This is a genomic window from Pannonibacter phragmitetus DSM 14782 (assembly GCF_000382365.1).
Classification (GTDB): domain Bacteria; phylum Pseudomonadota; class Alphaproteobacteria; order Rhizobiales; family Stappiaceae; genus Pannonibacter; species Pannonibacter phragmitetus.
Genome location: NZ_KB908224.1, coordinates 129,945 through 145,946, shown reverse-complemented (window position 1 = coordinate 145,946; position 16,002 = coordinate 129,945). Strand labels below are relative to the sequence as shown.

General features: G+C 63.3%; 13 protein-coding genes. 6 read left to right on the top strand and 7 right to left on the bottom strand.

The features are described from left to right. Window positions 1–202: transposase (locus tag H163_RS0114960; RefSeq protein WP_019965412.1), on the bottom strand; the 202-nt coding region annotated here is incomplete at its 3' end. Window positions 203–453: 251 nt separating this feature from the next. Then, the gene (locus H163_RS0114955) at window positions 454–1,674 is read right to left on the bottom strand and encodes an argininosuccinate synthase (protein WP_019965411.1); all 1,221 of its coding nucleotides are present in this window, start codon (window positions 1,672–1,674) and stop codon (window positions 454–456) included. 284 nt (window positions 1,675–1,958) lie between these two features. Between H163_RS0114955 and H163_RS0114950 the strand changes: the two genes are divergently transcribed. Continuing rightward, window positions 1,959–3,515: an OpgD/OpgG family glucan biosynthesis protein gene (locus tag H163_RS0114950; RefSeq protein ID WP_019965410.1), complete on the top strand. Its 1,557-nt coding sequence runs from the start codon at window positions 1,959–1,961 to the stop codon at window positions 3,513–3,515. A gap of 195 nt (window positions 3,516–3,710) precedes the next feature. Here H163_RS0114950 and H163_RS0114945 read toward each other — a convergent pair whose 3' ends face one another. Continuing rightward, entirely contained in the window at window positions 3,711–4,331 is a 621-nt protein-coding gene (locus H163_RS0114945; RefSeq protein WP_040679023.1) for a TetR/AcrR family transcriptional regulator, read from the bottom strand. 124 nt (window positions 4,332–4,455) lie between these two features. Here H163_RS0114945 and H163_RS0114940 point away from each other — a divergent pair, with 124 nt between their 5' ends. Together H163_RS0114940 and H163_RS0114935 are read left to right on the top strand one after the other, a co-directional pair. Then, window positions 4,456–4,917 carry a (2Fe-2S)-binding protein gene (locus H163_RS0114940; RefSeq protein ID WP_019965408.1) on the top strand — a complete coding sequence of 154 codons (462 nt, stop codon included), beginning with the start codon at window positions 4,456–4,458 and terminating at the stop codon, window positions 4,915–4,917. A 4-nt stretch (window positions 4,918–4,921) separates the two neighbouring features. Beyond that, window positions 4,922–7,117: a xanthine dehydrogenase family protein molybdopterin-binding subunit gene (locus H163_RS0114935; protein WP_019965407.1), complete on the top strand. Its 2,196-nt coding sequence runs from the start codon at window positions 4,922–4,924 to the stop codon at window positions 7,115–7,117. A gap of 170 nt (window positions 7,118–7,287) precedes the next feature. Here the strand turns inward: H163_RS0114935 and rlmN are convergent, their stop codons facing one another. Beyond that, window positions 7,288–8,526 carry a dual-specificity RNA methyltransferase RlmN gene (gene rlmN, locus H163_RS0114930; protein ID WP_019965406.1) on the bottom strand — a complete coding sequence of 413 codons (1,239 nt, stop codon included), beginning with the start codon at window positions 8,524–8,526 and terminating at the stop codon, window positions 7,288–7,290. 283 nt (window positions 8,527–8,809) lie between these two features. Next, on the bottom strand, window positions 8,810–9,316 hold the full coding sequence (locus H163_RS0114925) for an invasion associated locus B family protein (RefSeq protein ID WP_026355891.1): 507 nt from the start codon (window positions 9,314–9,316) through the stop codon (window positions 8,810–8,812). 229 nt (window positions 9,317–9,545) lie between these two features. Here H163_RS0114925 and H163_RS0114920 point away from each other — a divergent pair, with 229 nt between their 5' ends. Next, window positions 9,546–10,154, top strand: coding sequence for a sigma-70 family RNA polymerase sigma factor (locus H163_RS0114920; protein ID WP_051105400.1), 609 nt, complete (start codon window positions 9,546–9,548; stop codon window positions 10,152–10,154). Between the two features lie 3 nt (window positions 10,155–10,157). Here H163_RS0114920 and H163_RS0114915 read toward each other — a convergent pair whose 3' ends face one another. Next, the gene (locus H163_RS0114915) at window positions 10,158–10,709 is read right to left on the bottom strand and encodes an RNA methyltransferase (protein WP_019965403.1); all 552 of its coding nucleotides are present in this window, start codon (window positions 10,707–10,709) and stop codon (window positions 10,158–10,160) included. A gap of 194 nt (window positions 10,710–10,903) precedes the next feature. Here H163_RS0114915 and H163_RS0114910 point away from each other — a divergent pair, with 194 nt between their 5' ends. Then, the gene (locus tag H163_RS0114910; RefSeq protein WP_026355889.1) at window positions 10,904–11,878 is read left to right on the top strand and encodes an NADPH:quinone oxidoreductase family protein; all 975 of its coding nucleotides are present in this window, start codon (window positions 10,904–10,906) and stop codon (window positions 11,876–11,878) included. A gap of 94 nt (window positions 11,879–11,972) precedes the next feature. Here H163_RS0114910 and H163_RS0114905 read toward each other — a convergent pair whose 3' ends face one another. After that, window positions 11,973–14,186, bottom strand: a complete 2,214-nt coding sequence (locus H163_RS0114905) for an esterase-like activity of phytase family protein (protein WP_019965401.1) — start codon at window positions 14,184–14,186, stop codon at window positions 11,973–11,975. 285 nt (window positions 14,187–14,471) lie between these two features. On the opposite strand from H163_RS0114905, the gene H163_RS0114900 reads away from it, so the two are divergent. Further along, window positions 14,472–15,671, top strand: a complete 1,200-nt coding sequence (locus H163_RS0114900) for a multidrug effflux MFS transporter (protein WP_019965400.1) — start codon at window positions 14,472–14,474, stop codon at window positions 15,669–15,671. Window positions 15,672–16,002: the final 331 nt, after the last annotated feature.

Here is a 16,002-nt window from a genome sequence, read left to right as displayed (position 1 = left end):
CCAGCGTGCGGCTGTAATGGCCCGAGCGATAGCCCAGACGCTCCGGCGTCCGCTCGCTCTTCGCCGCTCCCAGCGCCTCGTCCATCTCTGCTTCCAGAACCTCCTGCATGACGGCGCGGATCACATCGCGCAGGCCGTCTGGGTGCGAAAGCAGAATCTCTTTGACGCTGGCGCTGGCGGTCTTAACTTCGGTCTTGGTCATGGCGGCGTTCCTTCCACGGGAAACGGTGAACTTGAACAACACCAGTCTGCCATGACCGCCATCTCTCAGCGAATTTGCAGAACTCTCAGCACACTACCTGATAACGGCGGGTCCCGTGACAACGGAGGGTCCAGTGATAACGGCGCCTGCTGGTGCTGGCTGCAGGGGCCCTTCCCCGCCTGTCTGCACAAAAACATTCGGGGCGCCGATTGCGCGGCGCCCCGGTCTGAACTTATCGCCCTGAGAAATGCTCAGCGGCTCTGGTTGCGCTTGGCGAGGGTGCGCAGGCGCAGGGCGTTGAGCTTGATGAAGCCGGCAGCGTCCTTCTGGTCGTAGGCGCCCTGGTCGTCCTCGAAGGTAACCAGCTTGTCGGAATAGAGCGACTTCGGGCTTTCACGGCCGGTTACCATGACGTTGCCCTTGTAGAGTTTCAGCGTCACTTCGCCTTCCACATGCTCCTGGCTCTTGTCGATCAGGGCCTGCAGCATTTCGCGCTCGGGCGAGAACCAGAAGCCGTAATAGATCAGCTCGGCATAGCGCGGCATGATCTCGTCCTTCAGGTGCGCCGCGCCGCGGTCCAGCGTGATGGATTCCATCGCGCGGTGTGCGGTGAGCAGGATGGTGCCGCCCGGCGTTTCGTAGACGCCGCGGCTCTTCATGCCGACGAAGCGGTTCTCGACGAGGTCCAGACGGCCGATGCCGTTGTCGCGGCCATAGTCGTTGAGCTTGGCCAGCAGGGTTGCCGGGGAAAGGCGCTCGCCGTTGATGGAGACCGCGTCACCACGCTCGAAGCCGATCTTGATGACGGTCGGGGTGTCGGGCGCCGATTCCGGGGAAATGGTGCGCATATGCACATATTCGGGAGCCTCGACCGCCGGGTCTTCCAGCACCTTGCCCTCGGAGGAAGAGTGCAGCAGGTTGGCATCCACGGAGAACGGAGCCTCGCCCTTCTTGTCCTTGGCAACCGGGATCTGGTGCTTCTCGGCGAACTCCAAGAGGTCGGTGCGGCTCTTGAAGGTCCAGTCACGCCAGGGGGCGATGATCTTGATGTCCGGGTTCAGCGCATAGGCGGACAGCTCGAAGCGGACCTGGTCGTTGCCCTTGCCGGTGGCGCCATGGGCAATGGCGTCAGCGCCGGTCTTCTTCGCAATCTCGATGAGGTGCTTGGAGATCAGCGGACGGGCGATGGAGGTGCCCAGCAGATAGACGCCTTCGTAGACGGCATTGGCGCGGAACATCGGGAAGACGAAATCGCGGACGAATTCCTCGCGCACGTCTTCGATGAAGATTTCCTTGATGCCCAGCATCTCGGCCTTCTTGCGGGCCGGCTCCAGCTCCTCGCCCTGGCCGAGGTCAGCGGTGAAGGTCACCACTTCGGCGCCCAGTTCGGTCTGGAGCCACTTCAGGATGATGGAGGTGTCGAGGCCGCCGGAATAGGCAAGCACGACCTTCTTGATGTCGCCATGGGCCATGGAGATATGTCCGTTCGCTGTTCTTTTTTGACGTCACGTTTGGCGTGTAAGGCACCCCGGCTGCGCCGCCGGAGGCCTTGGAAAACCGCGCGCACTCTAGTTGCGGCAAAGCTGACTGCAAAGCCTTTTTCTGCGCCATGCGCCTGCAGGCCCAAAAGGCCGCAAGCCAAGCAAATACGCCGCTTGCAGGTATTACGCTGCAGATGTATTTTCCGCCGCCGCCCTGAAATGGGCAGAATTGCCGGGCCTGTTCCCAGCTGGCGGTTTTTGATCAGGGATGACTCATGCGTTTCTTCGCTTCCTGTCTGCTTCTTCTCGGACTGATTTCGGCATCTGCCGGTTCAGCGCTCGCCGGCGACCTGTCGGCCCGGCGCGGCCCGGCGGCCCCCTTCAGCTTCGACACAGTGATTGGCCAGGCCAAGGCTCTTGCGGCCAAACCCTATGCAGAGCCCAAGACCCGCTCTGCCGACACGCTCGAAAAGATTGATTTCGACGCTCACTGGAAGATCCGGTTCGACCCGAAGGAAACGGTGTCTATCAGCCCGGATGCACCGGTCCAGTTTTTCCATCTCGGCCGCTATTTCAAGAACCCGGTTAAGATCTATCAGGTCGAAAGCGGCATCAGCCGGGAAATCCTCTACGATCCGGCCTATTTCGACAGCCCGGATGACAGCCCGGCACGCAAGCTGCCCGCAGACATCGGCTTCGCCGGTTTCCGCATCATGCGCCCGGACCTGAAGACCGACTGGATCTCCTTCCTCGGCGCGTCCTATTTCCGCACCGATGGCCAGTCGCATCAGTATGGCCAGTCGGCCCGCGGTCTTGCGATCAATTCGGGCATGTCCGAACCGGAAGAGTTCCCGCGCTTCACGTCCTTCTGGCTGGCAAAGGGTGAGGCCGAGGGCGAGACGATGGTGCTCTATGCGCTGATGGACAGCCCCAGCGTTGCCGGCGCCTACAAGATGACCATGCGCAACAAGGATGGCGCGGGCCAGACCATCGACGTGGAAAGCCGCCTGTTCTTCCGCAAGCCGGTGGAGCGCCTCGGCATCGCGCCGCTGACCAGCATGTACTGGTATTCGGAGACGAACCGCTCCACGGGCCTCGACTGGCGCCCGGAAGTGCATGACACGGACGGCCTCGCCATCGTCATGGAAAACGGCGAGCAGATCTGGCGTCCGCTGAACAACCCGAAGAGCGTGCGCACCTCCACCTTCCAGACCGCCAACCTGAAGGGCTTCGGCCTTGCCCAGCGTGACCGCGCCTACACCAACTATGAAGATGACGGCGTGTTCTATGAAAAACGCCCGTCCGTCTGGCTGGAGCCGCTGGCGCCCTTCGGTGAAGGCGCGGTGCAGCTGATCGAAATCCCGACCGATGACGAGATCTACGACAACATCGTCGCCTATTTCATCCCCAGCAATCTGCCGGCCGCCGGCGAGGAGCGCAGCTTCTCTTACCGGATGCACTGGAAGGACGCCCATCCGCTGCCCGGCGTTGGCGCCCGCACCGTGGCAACCCGCGCCGGTCAGGGCGGCGTCCCCGGCCAGCCCCGCCCGGCTGACCAGATCAAGCTGTCCATCGACTTCGAAGGCCCGGCCCTCAAGGGTCTCGGCCAGCAGGATGGTGTGACGGCCGTGGTGGAACTGTCGCGCGGCGAGCCGATCAACCCTTACATCCTGCCGGTCGTCGGCACGGACCGCTGGCGCCTGATCTTCGACGCCAAGGTGGAGGATCACGACCCGATCGAGGCTCGCGCCTTCCTCAAGCACGGCGATGACGTGGTGACCGAAACCTGGCTCGGCCAGATCAGCCACGAACTGGTCGCCCGCCCGCAGTAATACCAATGCTCGATGAGCTTGACTCATCGAGCATTGGTTAAGCCCGTGCGGCGTTTGAGCATTTTCAAGGCGTGATGCGTCAGCATCGAAAGCCTTGGTATAAGGCACGGTGATTCCAACAGAAAAGGCCCGGACGGCATCCCCGTCCGGGCCTTTTTTCGCTCTTGCATGGCCAGCCGTGTATCAGGCAGCCTTTCAGGCACCGGGAACCGGGCCATAGGCCCGCAATATCAAGTCCACGGTCTCGGAGATGATCGCGCCCATTGCCTCGCGGCCGACCGCGCTGCCCGAGAAGAAATAGGGATAGAAACCGCGCGACTTCAGCAGCCCGAGGAACTGGGCGGCAGCCACCTCCGGCGCTCCCCTTTGCAGGGCACCTGCTGCGAAAGCATCCTGCATGAAGCTTTCAAAAACACGGAACTTGTCCATGCGCGCGGCAACTTCGGCAGACAGGGCCGGATCACGGAACGCCTCACCGAAGATCATGCGTGCCATCCTCAGGAAGCAGGGATTGACCAGAAGCTCGCCCTCGGCCCAGCCAAGGGCTTCAAGCTGCGCGGCAACCGGCAGCTCCGGACGGAAGGTCACATTGAGAGCGGCGGTCATCCAGGAAACGAGGCAATCCGTGATGGCACGGAACAGCGCTTCCTTGCTGTCGAAGTGGTTATAGACCGTACGTTTGGAAACACCTGCGCGGCCGGAGATGCGGTCCATGCTGGCACCGGCAAATCCGCGCTCCTGAAACTCGGCCACGGCGGCTTCGATGATCTGTTTGCGCTTCTGCTCGCTGAGCGAAAGCTCTCTGTCGTCGGTCATGGCCCTTTCTTTCCAGAAACCGGCTCCCATGTAAACTCGGGAGTTTACATAACGCCGCTCCTGAATGTAAACTGCACCGTGTAGTTTACCCCTAGCCAACACAAGCTAGCCACGGGAGCCCTTCATGCCAGTTACCCTGATACTCAACGGCAAGGAACAGGTGATCGACGCCGACCCGGACACGCCGCTGCTCTGGGTCCTTCGCGACACGCTCGGCCTCACGGGCACCAAGTTCGGTTGCGGCGTTGCCCAGTGCGGCGCCTGCACGGTGCATCTGGACGGCACCCCGGTCCGCTCCTGCCAGACCTATCTGAGTGATGTGGAAGGAACCAGCATCACCACGATCGAAGGGCTTGAAAGCCCGGCCGCCAAGGCCATTCAGGCGGCCTGGACGGAACTTGACGTGCCGCAGTGCGGCTATTGCCAGTCCGGGCAGATCATGGCCGCAACGGCCCTGCTGATGGAAACACCGAAACCCACCGGCGCCGATATCGAGGCGGCCATGGATGGCAACGTCTGCCGCTGTGCCACCTATGCCCGCATCAAGACAGCCATTCATGCGGCTGCAGACAAGCTGGAGGGCTGACAGAATGCTGCACAGGATCGTCTCTCCCCTCACCGCTGCAGCGCCCAGCAGGCGCGGCTTCCTCAAGCTTTCCGCAGGCGCTGCCGGCGGGCTGCTGATCGGCCTCACCCTGCCGGGCAGCACAAGAACTGCGGCTGCCACGGCGTCTGAAGGCATGTTCCAGCCCTTCGTGCATGTGCTGCCGGACAACACCATCGTTGTCCTGTCCAAGCATCTCGACAAGGGACAGGGCGTTGCCACGGGTCTTGCGACACTGGTTGCAGACGAAATGGACGCAGACTGGGCTCAGGTCCGCGCCGATTTCGCTCCGGCCGATGCCGCGCTCTACAAGAACCTGTTCTTCGGCGCACAGGGCACGGGCGGTTCCACAGCCATTGCCAATTCCTTCATGCAATACCGCACGGCCGGTGCTGCCGCGCGCAGCATGCTGGTTCAGGCGGCCGCAAAGGCCTGGTCGGTTCCCGCAGCTGAGGTCACGGTCAGCGCCGGCCGGATTTCTCATCCTTCCGGCAAATCAGCGAGCTTCGGCGAGATGGCAGGGCTTGCGGCGGCAGAGGCTGTTCCGGCCGAGCCACGGCTGAAAACTCCGCAGGAATGGGTCTATATCGGCAAGTCGTTCAAGCGGGTCGACACGGCGCGCAAATCCGCCGGGGCTGCCGGCGTCTATGGCATGGACCAGCGGTTCGACAACATGCTGACCGCCGTTCTCGCCCGCCCTCCGCGCTTCGGCAGCACGGTTGCCAGCGTCGATGACAGCGCCGCCCGGGCCATTGCGGGCGTGGTGGATGTGATCACCGTGCCCAGTGGTGTTGCGGTTCTGGCAAGCGGCACCTGGCAGGCCATGCAGGGGCGCGATGCCCTCTCCGTCACCTGGGACGACAGCGCCGCCGAAATGCGCTCGACTGCGGAGATGGAAGCCGAGCTGAGAGACCTCACCGGCACACCGGGCGCAGCGGCGGAAGGCAATGCCGATGCAGAGCCGCTGCTGGCCGGGGCGTCGCGGGTCATCGAAGCGGATTACATGTTCCCCTTCCTCGCGCATGCACCGATGGAGCCGCTGGACATCACCGTGCTTTACGACGGCAGCAGCGCCACCTTCTGGACCGGCTCGCAATTCCAGACGACGGATCAGGCCGTCAGCGCCGCCATCCTTGGGCTGACGCCGGACAAGGTGGCAATCAACACGCTCTGGGCCGGCGGCTCCTTCGGCCGGCGCGCCCAGCCCGACAGCCACTATTTCGCCGAAGCGGCACTGATCGCCAAGGCACGGCATGAGGCAGGCCATGCCCCCCAGCCGCTGAAGATTGTCTGGACCCGTGAGGACGACATTCGCGGCGGCTATTACCGCCCCATGACAGCCCACAAGGTGAAGGTGGGACTGGACGAGGCAGGCCGGATCACCGGCTGGCTGCATCGCATCGCGGGCAAGTCCATCATGAAGGGCACGGGGTTCGAAGCCTTCATGATCAAGAACGGCATCGATGACACCATGGTGGAAGGCGTGCATGGCACGACCTACGGCATCCCCGGTTTCCAGCTGGAAGCGCACATGACCGAGACGCCAGTGCCGGTGCTGTGGTGGCGGTCGGTCGGGCACACCCACACGGCCTATGTGATGGAGACCATGATCGACCGCATCGCCCGGGAGACCGGCGCCGATCCGGTGGCCTTCCGTGAAAGCCTGATCAAGGAAGATCCGCGCAAGCTGGGCGTTCTGCGGCTGGCCGCTGAAAAGGCAGGCTGGGATACCCCGCTTCCCGAGGGCCGTTACCGCGGCGTTGCGGTTCACACCTCCTTCAGCAGTTATGTGGCCGAAGTTGCGGAAATCTCCTTCCGCGAAGACGGCACGGTGAAGGTGGAAAAGGTCGTCTGCGCCGTGGACTGCGGCATCCCGGTCAATCCGGACAATATCCGGGCTCAGGTCGAAGGTGCCATTGGCTATGGGCTCGGCGCCGTGCTGCGCAACGAAATCACGTTCACGGACGGCGAGGTGGACCAGTCGAACTTCGACACCTACCTGCCCCTGCGCATGTCCGACATGCCGGTCATCGAGGTGCATATCGTCCCATCGGAAGAAGCACCGACCGGCATCGGCGAGCCCGGTACGCCGCCGATCGGACCGGCAGTGGCCAATGCGATTGCTGCGGCACGGGGCGACTATGTGACGGTGCTGCCCTTCAGCAAGCACGGACTGGCCTGATTCCAAAGGCCGGCGCAGCGGCCAGTCACAGGCTCGCCTGACAGACATATGACTGTATCAGGGGCCCGGATGGACAACCCGTTCGGGCCCTTTTTCCTTGACTGAACGGAGCTGGCACCGGCCCTCAAGCTCCGCGCAGGCAACACGCCTGTGCGGACCATTCTAAGGTGTCAGGCTGCGCCTTCCAGCGCGTCCCGGTCCTTCTTGCGCATGCGCTCGGAGGCGGACTTGAGCTGGCCGCAGGCGGCGAAGATGTCGCGGCCGCGCGGGGTGCGGATCGGCGAGGCATAGCCGGCGCGGTTGACGATATCGGCGAATTCCTCGATCCGCTCCCAGTCGGAGCACTCGTACTCCGAGCCCGGCCAGGGATTGAACGGGATGAGATTGATCTTCGCCGGGATGCCCGCGAGCAGGCGCACCAGCTCGCGCGCATCCGCATCGCTGTCGTTCACGCCCTTCAGCATCACATATTCAAAGGTGATGCGCTTGGCATTGGACAGGCCCGGATAGCGGCGGCAGGCCTCCAGAAGCTCCTCGATCGGCCACTTCTTGTTGATCGGCACCAGCACGTCGCGCAGATCATCGCGCACCGCATGCAGCGAAATCGCCAGCATGCAGCCGATCTCGTCGCCCGTGCGGGCGATTTCCGGTACCACGCCGGAGGTGGACAGGGTGATGCGGCGCTTGGACAGCGACAGGCCGTCGCCATCGGAGGCAATCAGCAGCGCCTGCTTCACATTGTCGAAATTGTAGAGCGGCTCGCCCATGCCCATCATCACCACATTGGTGACGAGGCGGCCTTCGGACGGCACGATGGCACCCTGCGGGGTAGCGGCGTCAGGAAAATCGCCCAGCCGGTCGCGCGCGATCAGGATCTGGGAGAGAATTTCCTCCGAGGTGAGGTTGCGCACCATCTTCTGAGTGCCGGTGTGGCAGAAGGTGCAGGTCAGCGTGCAGCCCACCTGCGAGGAAACGCAAAGCGTGCCGCGCCCTTCTTCCGGGATATAAACGGTCTCGATTTCCACCGGACGCCCTGCCCCGCGCGGCGGGAAGCGGAACAGCCACTTGCGCGTGCCGTCGACGGAGATCTGCTCCGAGACGATTTCAGGCCGGGCAATGGAGAAATGATCCTGCAGGGTGTAGCGCAAATCCTTGGCGATGTTGCTCATCTGGCCAAAGTCAGACACGCCGCGCACATAGAGCCAGTGCCACAGCTGCTGGGCGCGCATCTTGCGCTGGCGCTCGGGGATATCGATAGAGGCCATGGCTTCGGCGAGCCCGGCCCTGTCGAGGCCGATCAGCGTGGGCTTTTCCGCCGCAGCAACAAGCGCCGGGGCCGGAGCGGCCGGCTGTGCAGCTGCAGGTGTCTGCGCGGCGGAACGATGCGCAAGGTCAAGCGAGATCGCCATGGCGTCCAGTATCCAGATCCGAGGGTCAAAACCCGAAGGTTGAGAGGCCGCAAAGGCCATGCGCCGGAACGGACCAGTCCGCTGCTTCAGCGCCTTGAAAACAGAAAAGGCGCAGTCTCCCTCAGGAGCCGCGTCCATTGGCGCCAGAAAAACCACAGGAGCGCCGGAAAATCAACTGCCGATGCATGAAAGCGCCGCAGAGAGAGGCGCGGCCTGACGGCCGCACCCTCCCGGATTGCGTATCCCGCAGGCTCCCCAGGGGCACCTGCGCAGCCGGCCCGCCTTACTTGCAGGCCTGATTGGCCGTATCTATGGCCGCTGTCACGCCAGCAAGCGAAAAGCTGTAGGACGTTTCAGTGCCGCGGCCGGAAACAGCTTTCACATTCATCTTGCTGCCGCCCTTCATGGCTGCAACGAGCTGCTGTTCAGCGGCTGCGTTTTCCACCCATGCACCATCGTTCTTGGTGAACATGGTGAAGGGCTTGCCATCGATATCGACCGTGACCTGCGACCCTTCCCGCATCGGATACCCGACCTGGAAGCTTGGCTCGCTGTTCACGCCTTCCGACGGACGGGTCGACACGAAGAAGAACACATCTCCGTGATTACGGTCCGTCGGCAGCATCTGCGTGGGCTTGGTCAGGGCAAAGCAGACCTTGCCGCCACCGCTCGCGTGGGTATAGGCCGCCCAATCCCTCTGCTGCTTCAGCAGCGTCGGAGCCTGGGCGACGGCGGCAGCTCCGGACAGAGCGAGGAACAGACCGGCGGTTACCAGGGTTCGTGCTTGCATCATCTCCACACCGTTTTGCTTGCGCGTCAAACGCTTCAGATTTTACTCAAGTGTCGTCCGGCATATAAACCTTGGATTAAGGCTACCTTAAAGCCGGTTACGAAAGGGTTGAAAGCCAATCAATCGCGTGGCGCTTGCCACCAATCCCGCTATTATCGGCTCGCGTCATGCGCACGCTGGCTGGATAAATCGGGCGAGAGTGTGACATACGTTCCGGGATTACCGGATTATGACCGGGTTAAAACCCGGCGCATTGGGAGTGAAGTCTGCGGTGAGTCAGGCGCAGTATTTTTCAGAACTGATCGAGAAGGTCGCCGCAACGCAGGATAAAGCTGCGTTCATCGAATTATTCGATCACTTCGCGCCGCGCATCAAAGGCTACCTGATGCAGCAGGGCACCGACAGCGCCAGCGCCGAGGAACTGGCGCAGGAGGTGATGGTCATCCTGTGGCGCAAGGCCGGCCTCTTCGACAAGAGCAAGGCCTCTGCCAGCACCTGGCTTTTCCGCATCGCCCGCAACCGGCGCATCGACTCTCTGCGCCGCCTGAAGAACGGCGATCTGGATGCGGAAGATCCCGCCCTGCAACCGTCCGCGCCGGAGGATCCCGGCACGCTCCTCGACACAGGCCTCAGGGAAGAGCGCATCCGCGCCGCTCTCGAGGAGCTTCCCGAAGCCCAGCGCGAGGTGGTGCGCCAGGCCTTTTTCCTCGGGCTGTCACATAACGAGATTGCCGAGAGCACCGGCCTGCCGCTCGGAACCGTCAAATCCCGCATCCGCCTTGCCTTTGCCCGTCTGCGGCAGGTGCTGGAGGCAGATGCCGCGGTCGACATCGACTGAAACTCAGTCTTCCCAGCCCGGAATCTGCCGCCCCTGCCGCATGATGGGCCCGCCATGGCGGTGCGGGGTCTTGTCCTGCTTCGGCCCGCCCGCTGTGACCGGACGATCAGCATAGCGGCCCAGCGCCCGGTGCCGGTCATAGAGCACGATGGCCCCGGCGGTGGCGACGTTGATGCAGAACTTGGCCGGGATCTTCACCACATGGTCGCAGCGCGCCAGCATGGCGGAGGACAGGGAGCCGCGCTCCGGCCCCAGCACATAGGCAGCGCGCAGCGGGTGCATGAAGCTGGGCAGGTCAATGGCCTCGTCCGTCAGCTCGATGCCGACAAGCTGGCAGCCGGCAGGCAGATCCATCGTGTCCACCGTGTCCCATTCGAACAGCGGCAGATGATCCGGGCTCTTGGAAGTGTCGGAGCGCGGCGCCCGGCGGATGGCAGGCCCGGCATCCACGGTGAAGAAGAAGCTCGCCCCGAAGGCATGCGCCGAGCGCATCAGGTTGCCAAGGTTCATCCGCTTGGACAGGCCCTCCGCCCCGACCCCGAAATAGCCGCGCATCTTCCACTTCCTTCTTCCGTCATTCCTGCAGAGGCTCATAGACGCTGGGGCTGCACGCCTCAACCCGCCAACGCCTTCTGATGTCTGGCGCGCCAGCCGCACGGCACTTTCCGTAACGAGATTTTCCTTGCAGTGCAGCAGCGCCGGCCACAGATTAACCATGGTTCACAACATGTGTGGAGCGGGGGCCCTGCGTGAAAGCCATCCTTTGTCATACCTACGGTCCAGCTTCATCGCTGACCGTTGAAAATCTGCCTGTGCCGCCGGTTGGGCCGGGTGAAGTGCTGGTCCGCGTCAAAGCCTGCGCGCTGAACTTCTTCGACACGCTGATCATTCAGGGCAAATACCAGCTGCGGCCGGAGATGCCCTTCTCCCCCAGCGCCGAATTTGCAGGCATCGTGGAGCGCACCGGTGAGGGTGTGGAACGCCTGCGGCCCGGCGACAAGGTCATCGGCTACATCCGCTTCGGCGCGGCGCGGGAATTGGTGGTGGCCAGCGAGGATGACCTCATCCCCATGCCCGAAGGGATTTCCTTCGAGGAAGCTGCCGGAGTGTCCGTCACCTATGGCACCACGCTGCACGCCTTCCGCGACAGGGCAAGGCTCCAGGAAGGCGAAACCGTGGTGGTGCTGGGCGCTTCCGGCGGCGTTGGGCAGGCAGCGGTGGAGATCGCCTCCCTGATGGGTGCGCGCGTCATCGCCTGCGCTTCCTCGGAAGAAAAGCTCAGCCGCGCCCGCAAGCTCGGCGCAGTGCTGACCATCAATTACGAGAAAGAGAACCTGAAGGCGCGGATCAAGGAGCTGACGGACGGCGCCGGGGCCGATGTGGTCTATGATCCTGTGGGCGGAGACCTTGCCGAACAGGCGCTGCGGGCCACCGGCTGGGAAGGCCGTTATCTGGTCATCGGCTTTGCGGCCGGCGAAATACCGAAGATCCCGCTCAATCTGGTGATGCTGAAGGGCTGTGATGTCCTCGGCGTCTTCTGGGGCGAATCGATCATCCGCGACCCTGAAGGCCACTGGGCCAACATGAGCCAGATTCTCGACTGGGTGCGCCAGGGCCGGCTGAAGCCGCAGATCCACGCAGTCTACCCATTGGAAGAGGCTGCAAAGGCCATTCAGGAGATCGCAGACCGCAAGGTCATGGGCAAGGTGATCCTGACGCCCTGACCGGGCTGCCAAGGCTCTTCGCCCGCCTGCCGTTTGAAACGAAAAGAGCCCGGGCGTGAGGCCCGGGCTCCGGTGATGGCATCTGCGGAAGAGATCAGTTCAGCTTGTCCACCGAACCAAGGGTGAAGATCTGGGTTTCACCCGGCGCATCGTCGACGCCGTCGTTGTCGGTGACGAGGATCATCCGGCCATCGGCGGTGACGGCGAAACCTTCCGGCTTGTCGAGCAGCCAGCCCTTGGTCGAGGCCAGCGCCGGGATCAGATCCAGCTTCACGGTCTTCTCCACCACCGGCAGGGTGCCGCCGAGGGCAACCGGCTCGATGCCGGCAAGATCGATCACGGTGACCTGCTTGATGGCAGCAAATTCGCCGCCCTGATTGTCACGCTCCAGCACGGCAAAACGCTCGCCGCCCAGATGGGTGATTTCGGAAAGGCCCATCCAGCCGCCGGCAGAGCTCTTCGGCTTGTCGAGCGGATAGTGGACGAAGCCCCAGGACTTGTCCGCAGGGTTGTAGATGCCAAGCTTGACGAGGCCCTTGGCATCATCGCCCCACTCGCGCTGGATCGCCGTCACGACCAGCGTCTTGCCGCCACGCTCGAACTCGGCAACGCCTTCGAAGCTGAAACGCTTGGACTGGGCAACGAGAGCTTCAGGCAGGCTGATTTCTTCCGTCACCTTGCCATCGGCGTCAGCCTTGACCAGGAGATGCGGCACGCCTTCCTTCTCCGGATTGCCTTCGCTGACGAGCCAGAAACCGCCATCCTTAGCCAGCGAAATACCTTCCATGTCAAACTTCTTCGGCGAGCCGCCGGTGATGTTCACGTAGGAAGCGATCTCCACCGGGCTCTTCGACAGGTTCAGCGTGTAGATGCGGGCCTTGTCATAGAAGCTGTCCGAAACCGCATAGAGCTTGTTCGGGTCGGTCTTGTCAGCCGCAAGACCCGAGAGCGCACCCCAGCCGATCGGAGCACGGGTCTCCGGATCGATGGCGGAGGTCAGCACCGGATAGGCCGGCTTGTCCGCGCCGAATTCATAGATGCCGACCTGCGAGCGCAGGCCATCTTCGGCGCTGTCCGCTTCGTTGGCGACAACGAACAGATTGCGGGACGGGATCGCCAGCACGCCTTCCGGAGCCACGTGGGTGGGCAGCATCTGCAGGAACTGCGGCTCGCCGCCCGTGTCCTTGAACACCGACACCATATTGGCGCGCTCGGAGTTCACGAAGATCAGCGACTGGCCGCCGAACTCGCCGATGGCGACGCCCTCCGGCTCGTTGCCCTTCTTGGACGCGCGCTTGGCCGGATAGTGGCCGGTCATCATGGCGATGTGCTCAAGCTTGTTGCCGCTGTCGTAGAGCACTTCACCCTTGGTGTTCCAGATGGTGAAGCCGCGCGAGCCGCCTTCATAGTCGCCTTCGTTGGCGGTGATGAAGCGGTCATTGCCGAGCCAGGCCACGGCATCGGGCTCACGCTTGACGTTCTCGGTGTTGCCCGAGGCGTCGGAGCTGGCACCCTTGGCGACCGGAACAGCTTCCGCACTGGCGGTGCCGGCTGAGAAATGTGCCGTCACCTTGCCGGAAGCAAGGTCGATGAGGGCCAGATGGTTGTTTTCCTGCAGCGTCAGGACCGCGACGTTGTCTTCGTTGATCGAGACAAATTCCGGCTCCGGATCTTCCGGTGCGATTTCGGCAAGGCCGGTGACATCGACGATGCGGGCTGCATCGCAGTTGACGGGCATGCCATCGGCATCCAGATCGAAGATGGCGACATGGCCAGCCGGCATCTGCGGCAGCTTGCCTTCGTTCAGCTCTTCATCGCGCTCGTTCTCGATGGCGACCGCCAGGAACTTGCCGTCCGGCGAAATACCAACCGAATCCGGCTGGCCCTTCACGTCGCAGGTCGCAGCGATGGACTTGTCCGCAAGGCTGATGACAGCCAGATGGCCCGACGGCTCGGTGTAGTTCGGGCTGGTGTTGACACCGGCGAGGATGAACTTCTGCGCCGCCGTTACCGAAGTGGGCTCACCGCCCATGGCGATGCGGCCGGCCGGCTTCGGCTCAGCCGGATTGGCGATGTCAACGAACACCACGGCTTCACCGGGGCTGTCGGAAAAGACCAGCGTCTGGCCATCCTTCGTCGCGGTGATGATCTCGGCAGAAGTCTGCGTCGCAGGATCAACGCCTTCGGCCAGCGTCTTGTAGACCGGCATGGTGGCGATGCGGGTGAAATAGGTGTCGGCGGCAGATGCGTGTGAAACCGCAGCCAAAACGGAAAAACCAGCCAGAAGCTGGCTGCGCAGAGAAATCATGATGCTCCCCCGAAGCGAGATGTTTGGTTGAAAGACGGGGCACGCTAGGCAGCGCAGACGAAGCTGTGGTGACAGAGCCATGAAGCTTTTGTGACGCAGAGCCCGGAACTGCGGCAGTTGCGCAACAGCCCGCAAGGCTCGGGGTGTCAGACTGCAGATAAATTCTGGACAGAAGCCCCCGCCGGGTTTTTACTCAGGCATCTAGTGCGGATGGCCCAACATCCGCCGGCTGGCCACTTGAGTGCCGCCGGCCATTCCCACGCTCTCCTTCTGCGGACACCCAGCATGACACGCGGCTTCTCGCGCCTTGCCCTTGTGCTTGGCCTGCTTTCCTGCATTGGCCCCTTTGCGGTCGATCTTTATCTGCCGGCCCTGCCGCAGATCACGGCTGGCCTTGGCACGACCGCCAGCGCTGCTCAGATGACGTTTACCGCCTATTTCCTTGCCTTTGGCCTTGCCCAGCTGATCTATGGGCCGATGGCCGACTGGCTGGGCCGCAAGCGTCCTGTTTACGCAGGGCTTGCCGTGTTCATTGCCGGATCGGCCATCTGTGCGCTGGCCCCGGATATCAACTGGCTGGTCTTCGGCCGTTTCGTACAGGCCCTGGGCGCCGCGGCTGCCATGGTCATCCCGCGCGCCATCGTGCGCGACATGCACACCGGCACGGAAGCCACCCAGCTGATGGCGCTCGTGATGCTGGTGATCAGCATCTCGCCGATGCTGGCACCGCTCACCGGCTCGGCCATCATTGCGGTGGGAAGCTGGCGGTTCCTGTTCGTGGCCCTTGGCCTCGCCGCAGCACTGGCCATGGCCCTCACTGCCTGGCAGCTGCCCGAAACCCTGCCGCAGGAGCGGCGCATGCCGCTGCGGCCGAAAGCCATTTTCGGAGGCTGCCTTGACCTGATGCGCGATGCCCGCTTCCTCGGGCTGACGATGACGGGCGGCTTCGGCATGGCGAGCTTCTTCGTCTTCATCGGCGCGGCCTCGTTTGTCTATACCGGCCACTACGGCATGAGCCCGGTGGGCTTCAGCCTTGCCTTCGCGCTGAATGCCATCGGCTTTTTCGGCACGTCGCAGCTCGCGGCCGGGCTCGGGCGCAAGCATGGCATGGCGCGCGTCGCCTTTCTGGCCGTCGCCGGCTTTGCCCTGTGCAACGGGGTGCTGGTGACGCTGGTGGCCTTCGGCTTCGATGCTCTGGCCCTGGTGATGGTGCTGCTCTTCCTCGGCAATGCCTGCCTTGGTCTCGTCATTGCGCCCACCATGGTGATGGCGCTGGACGATCACGGCGAGAACGCAGGCCTTGCCTCGTCTCTCGGCGGCACGCTGCAGATGCTGGCTGGCGCCCTGATGCTGGTGCTGGCCAGCCCGTTCTTCGACGGAAGTGTGCTGCCCATGGTGGGCGCCATCGCCGCCTGTGCGGCCTGCGCCTTCATCGTCGCCGTCCCCACGCTGGGGCGGAACCGGACCGCACCGCTCAACCCCTGAGGTGGAGCGGCCTCCAGCCAATCAAACATTGACAACAGCCGCAATTCCCGCCAAAAGCGTGGCCGGTCCTGCCGTTAGAGAGTGTGGATTGAGACGATGATGTTCCGGCTTGCTGCCGCAGACATGGGCATTGAGGCGATGGCTCCGGCCAGCGCTGCTGCCGCTCGTCTTATGACCACCGCGACCAAACTCACTAAAACCACCGCTAAAACCACCGTTTGACGGTGCCTCTCGTCCCGCGCTCCCCCGGGATGGGCGGGCGCCGGAGAGCCGGGCAGGTGCCGCGTGTGCGGGCCCGCCGGGCAAGCGGGGAGACGGATGAGAGAGGAAT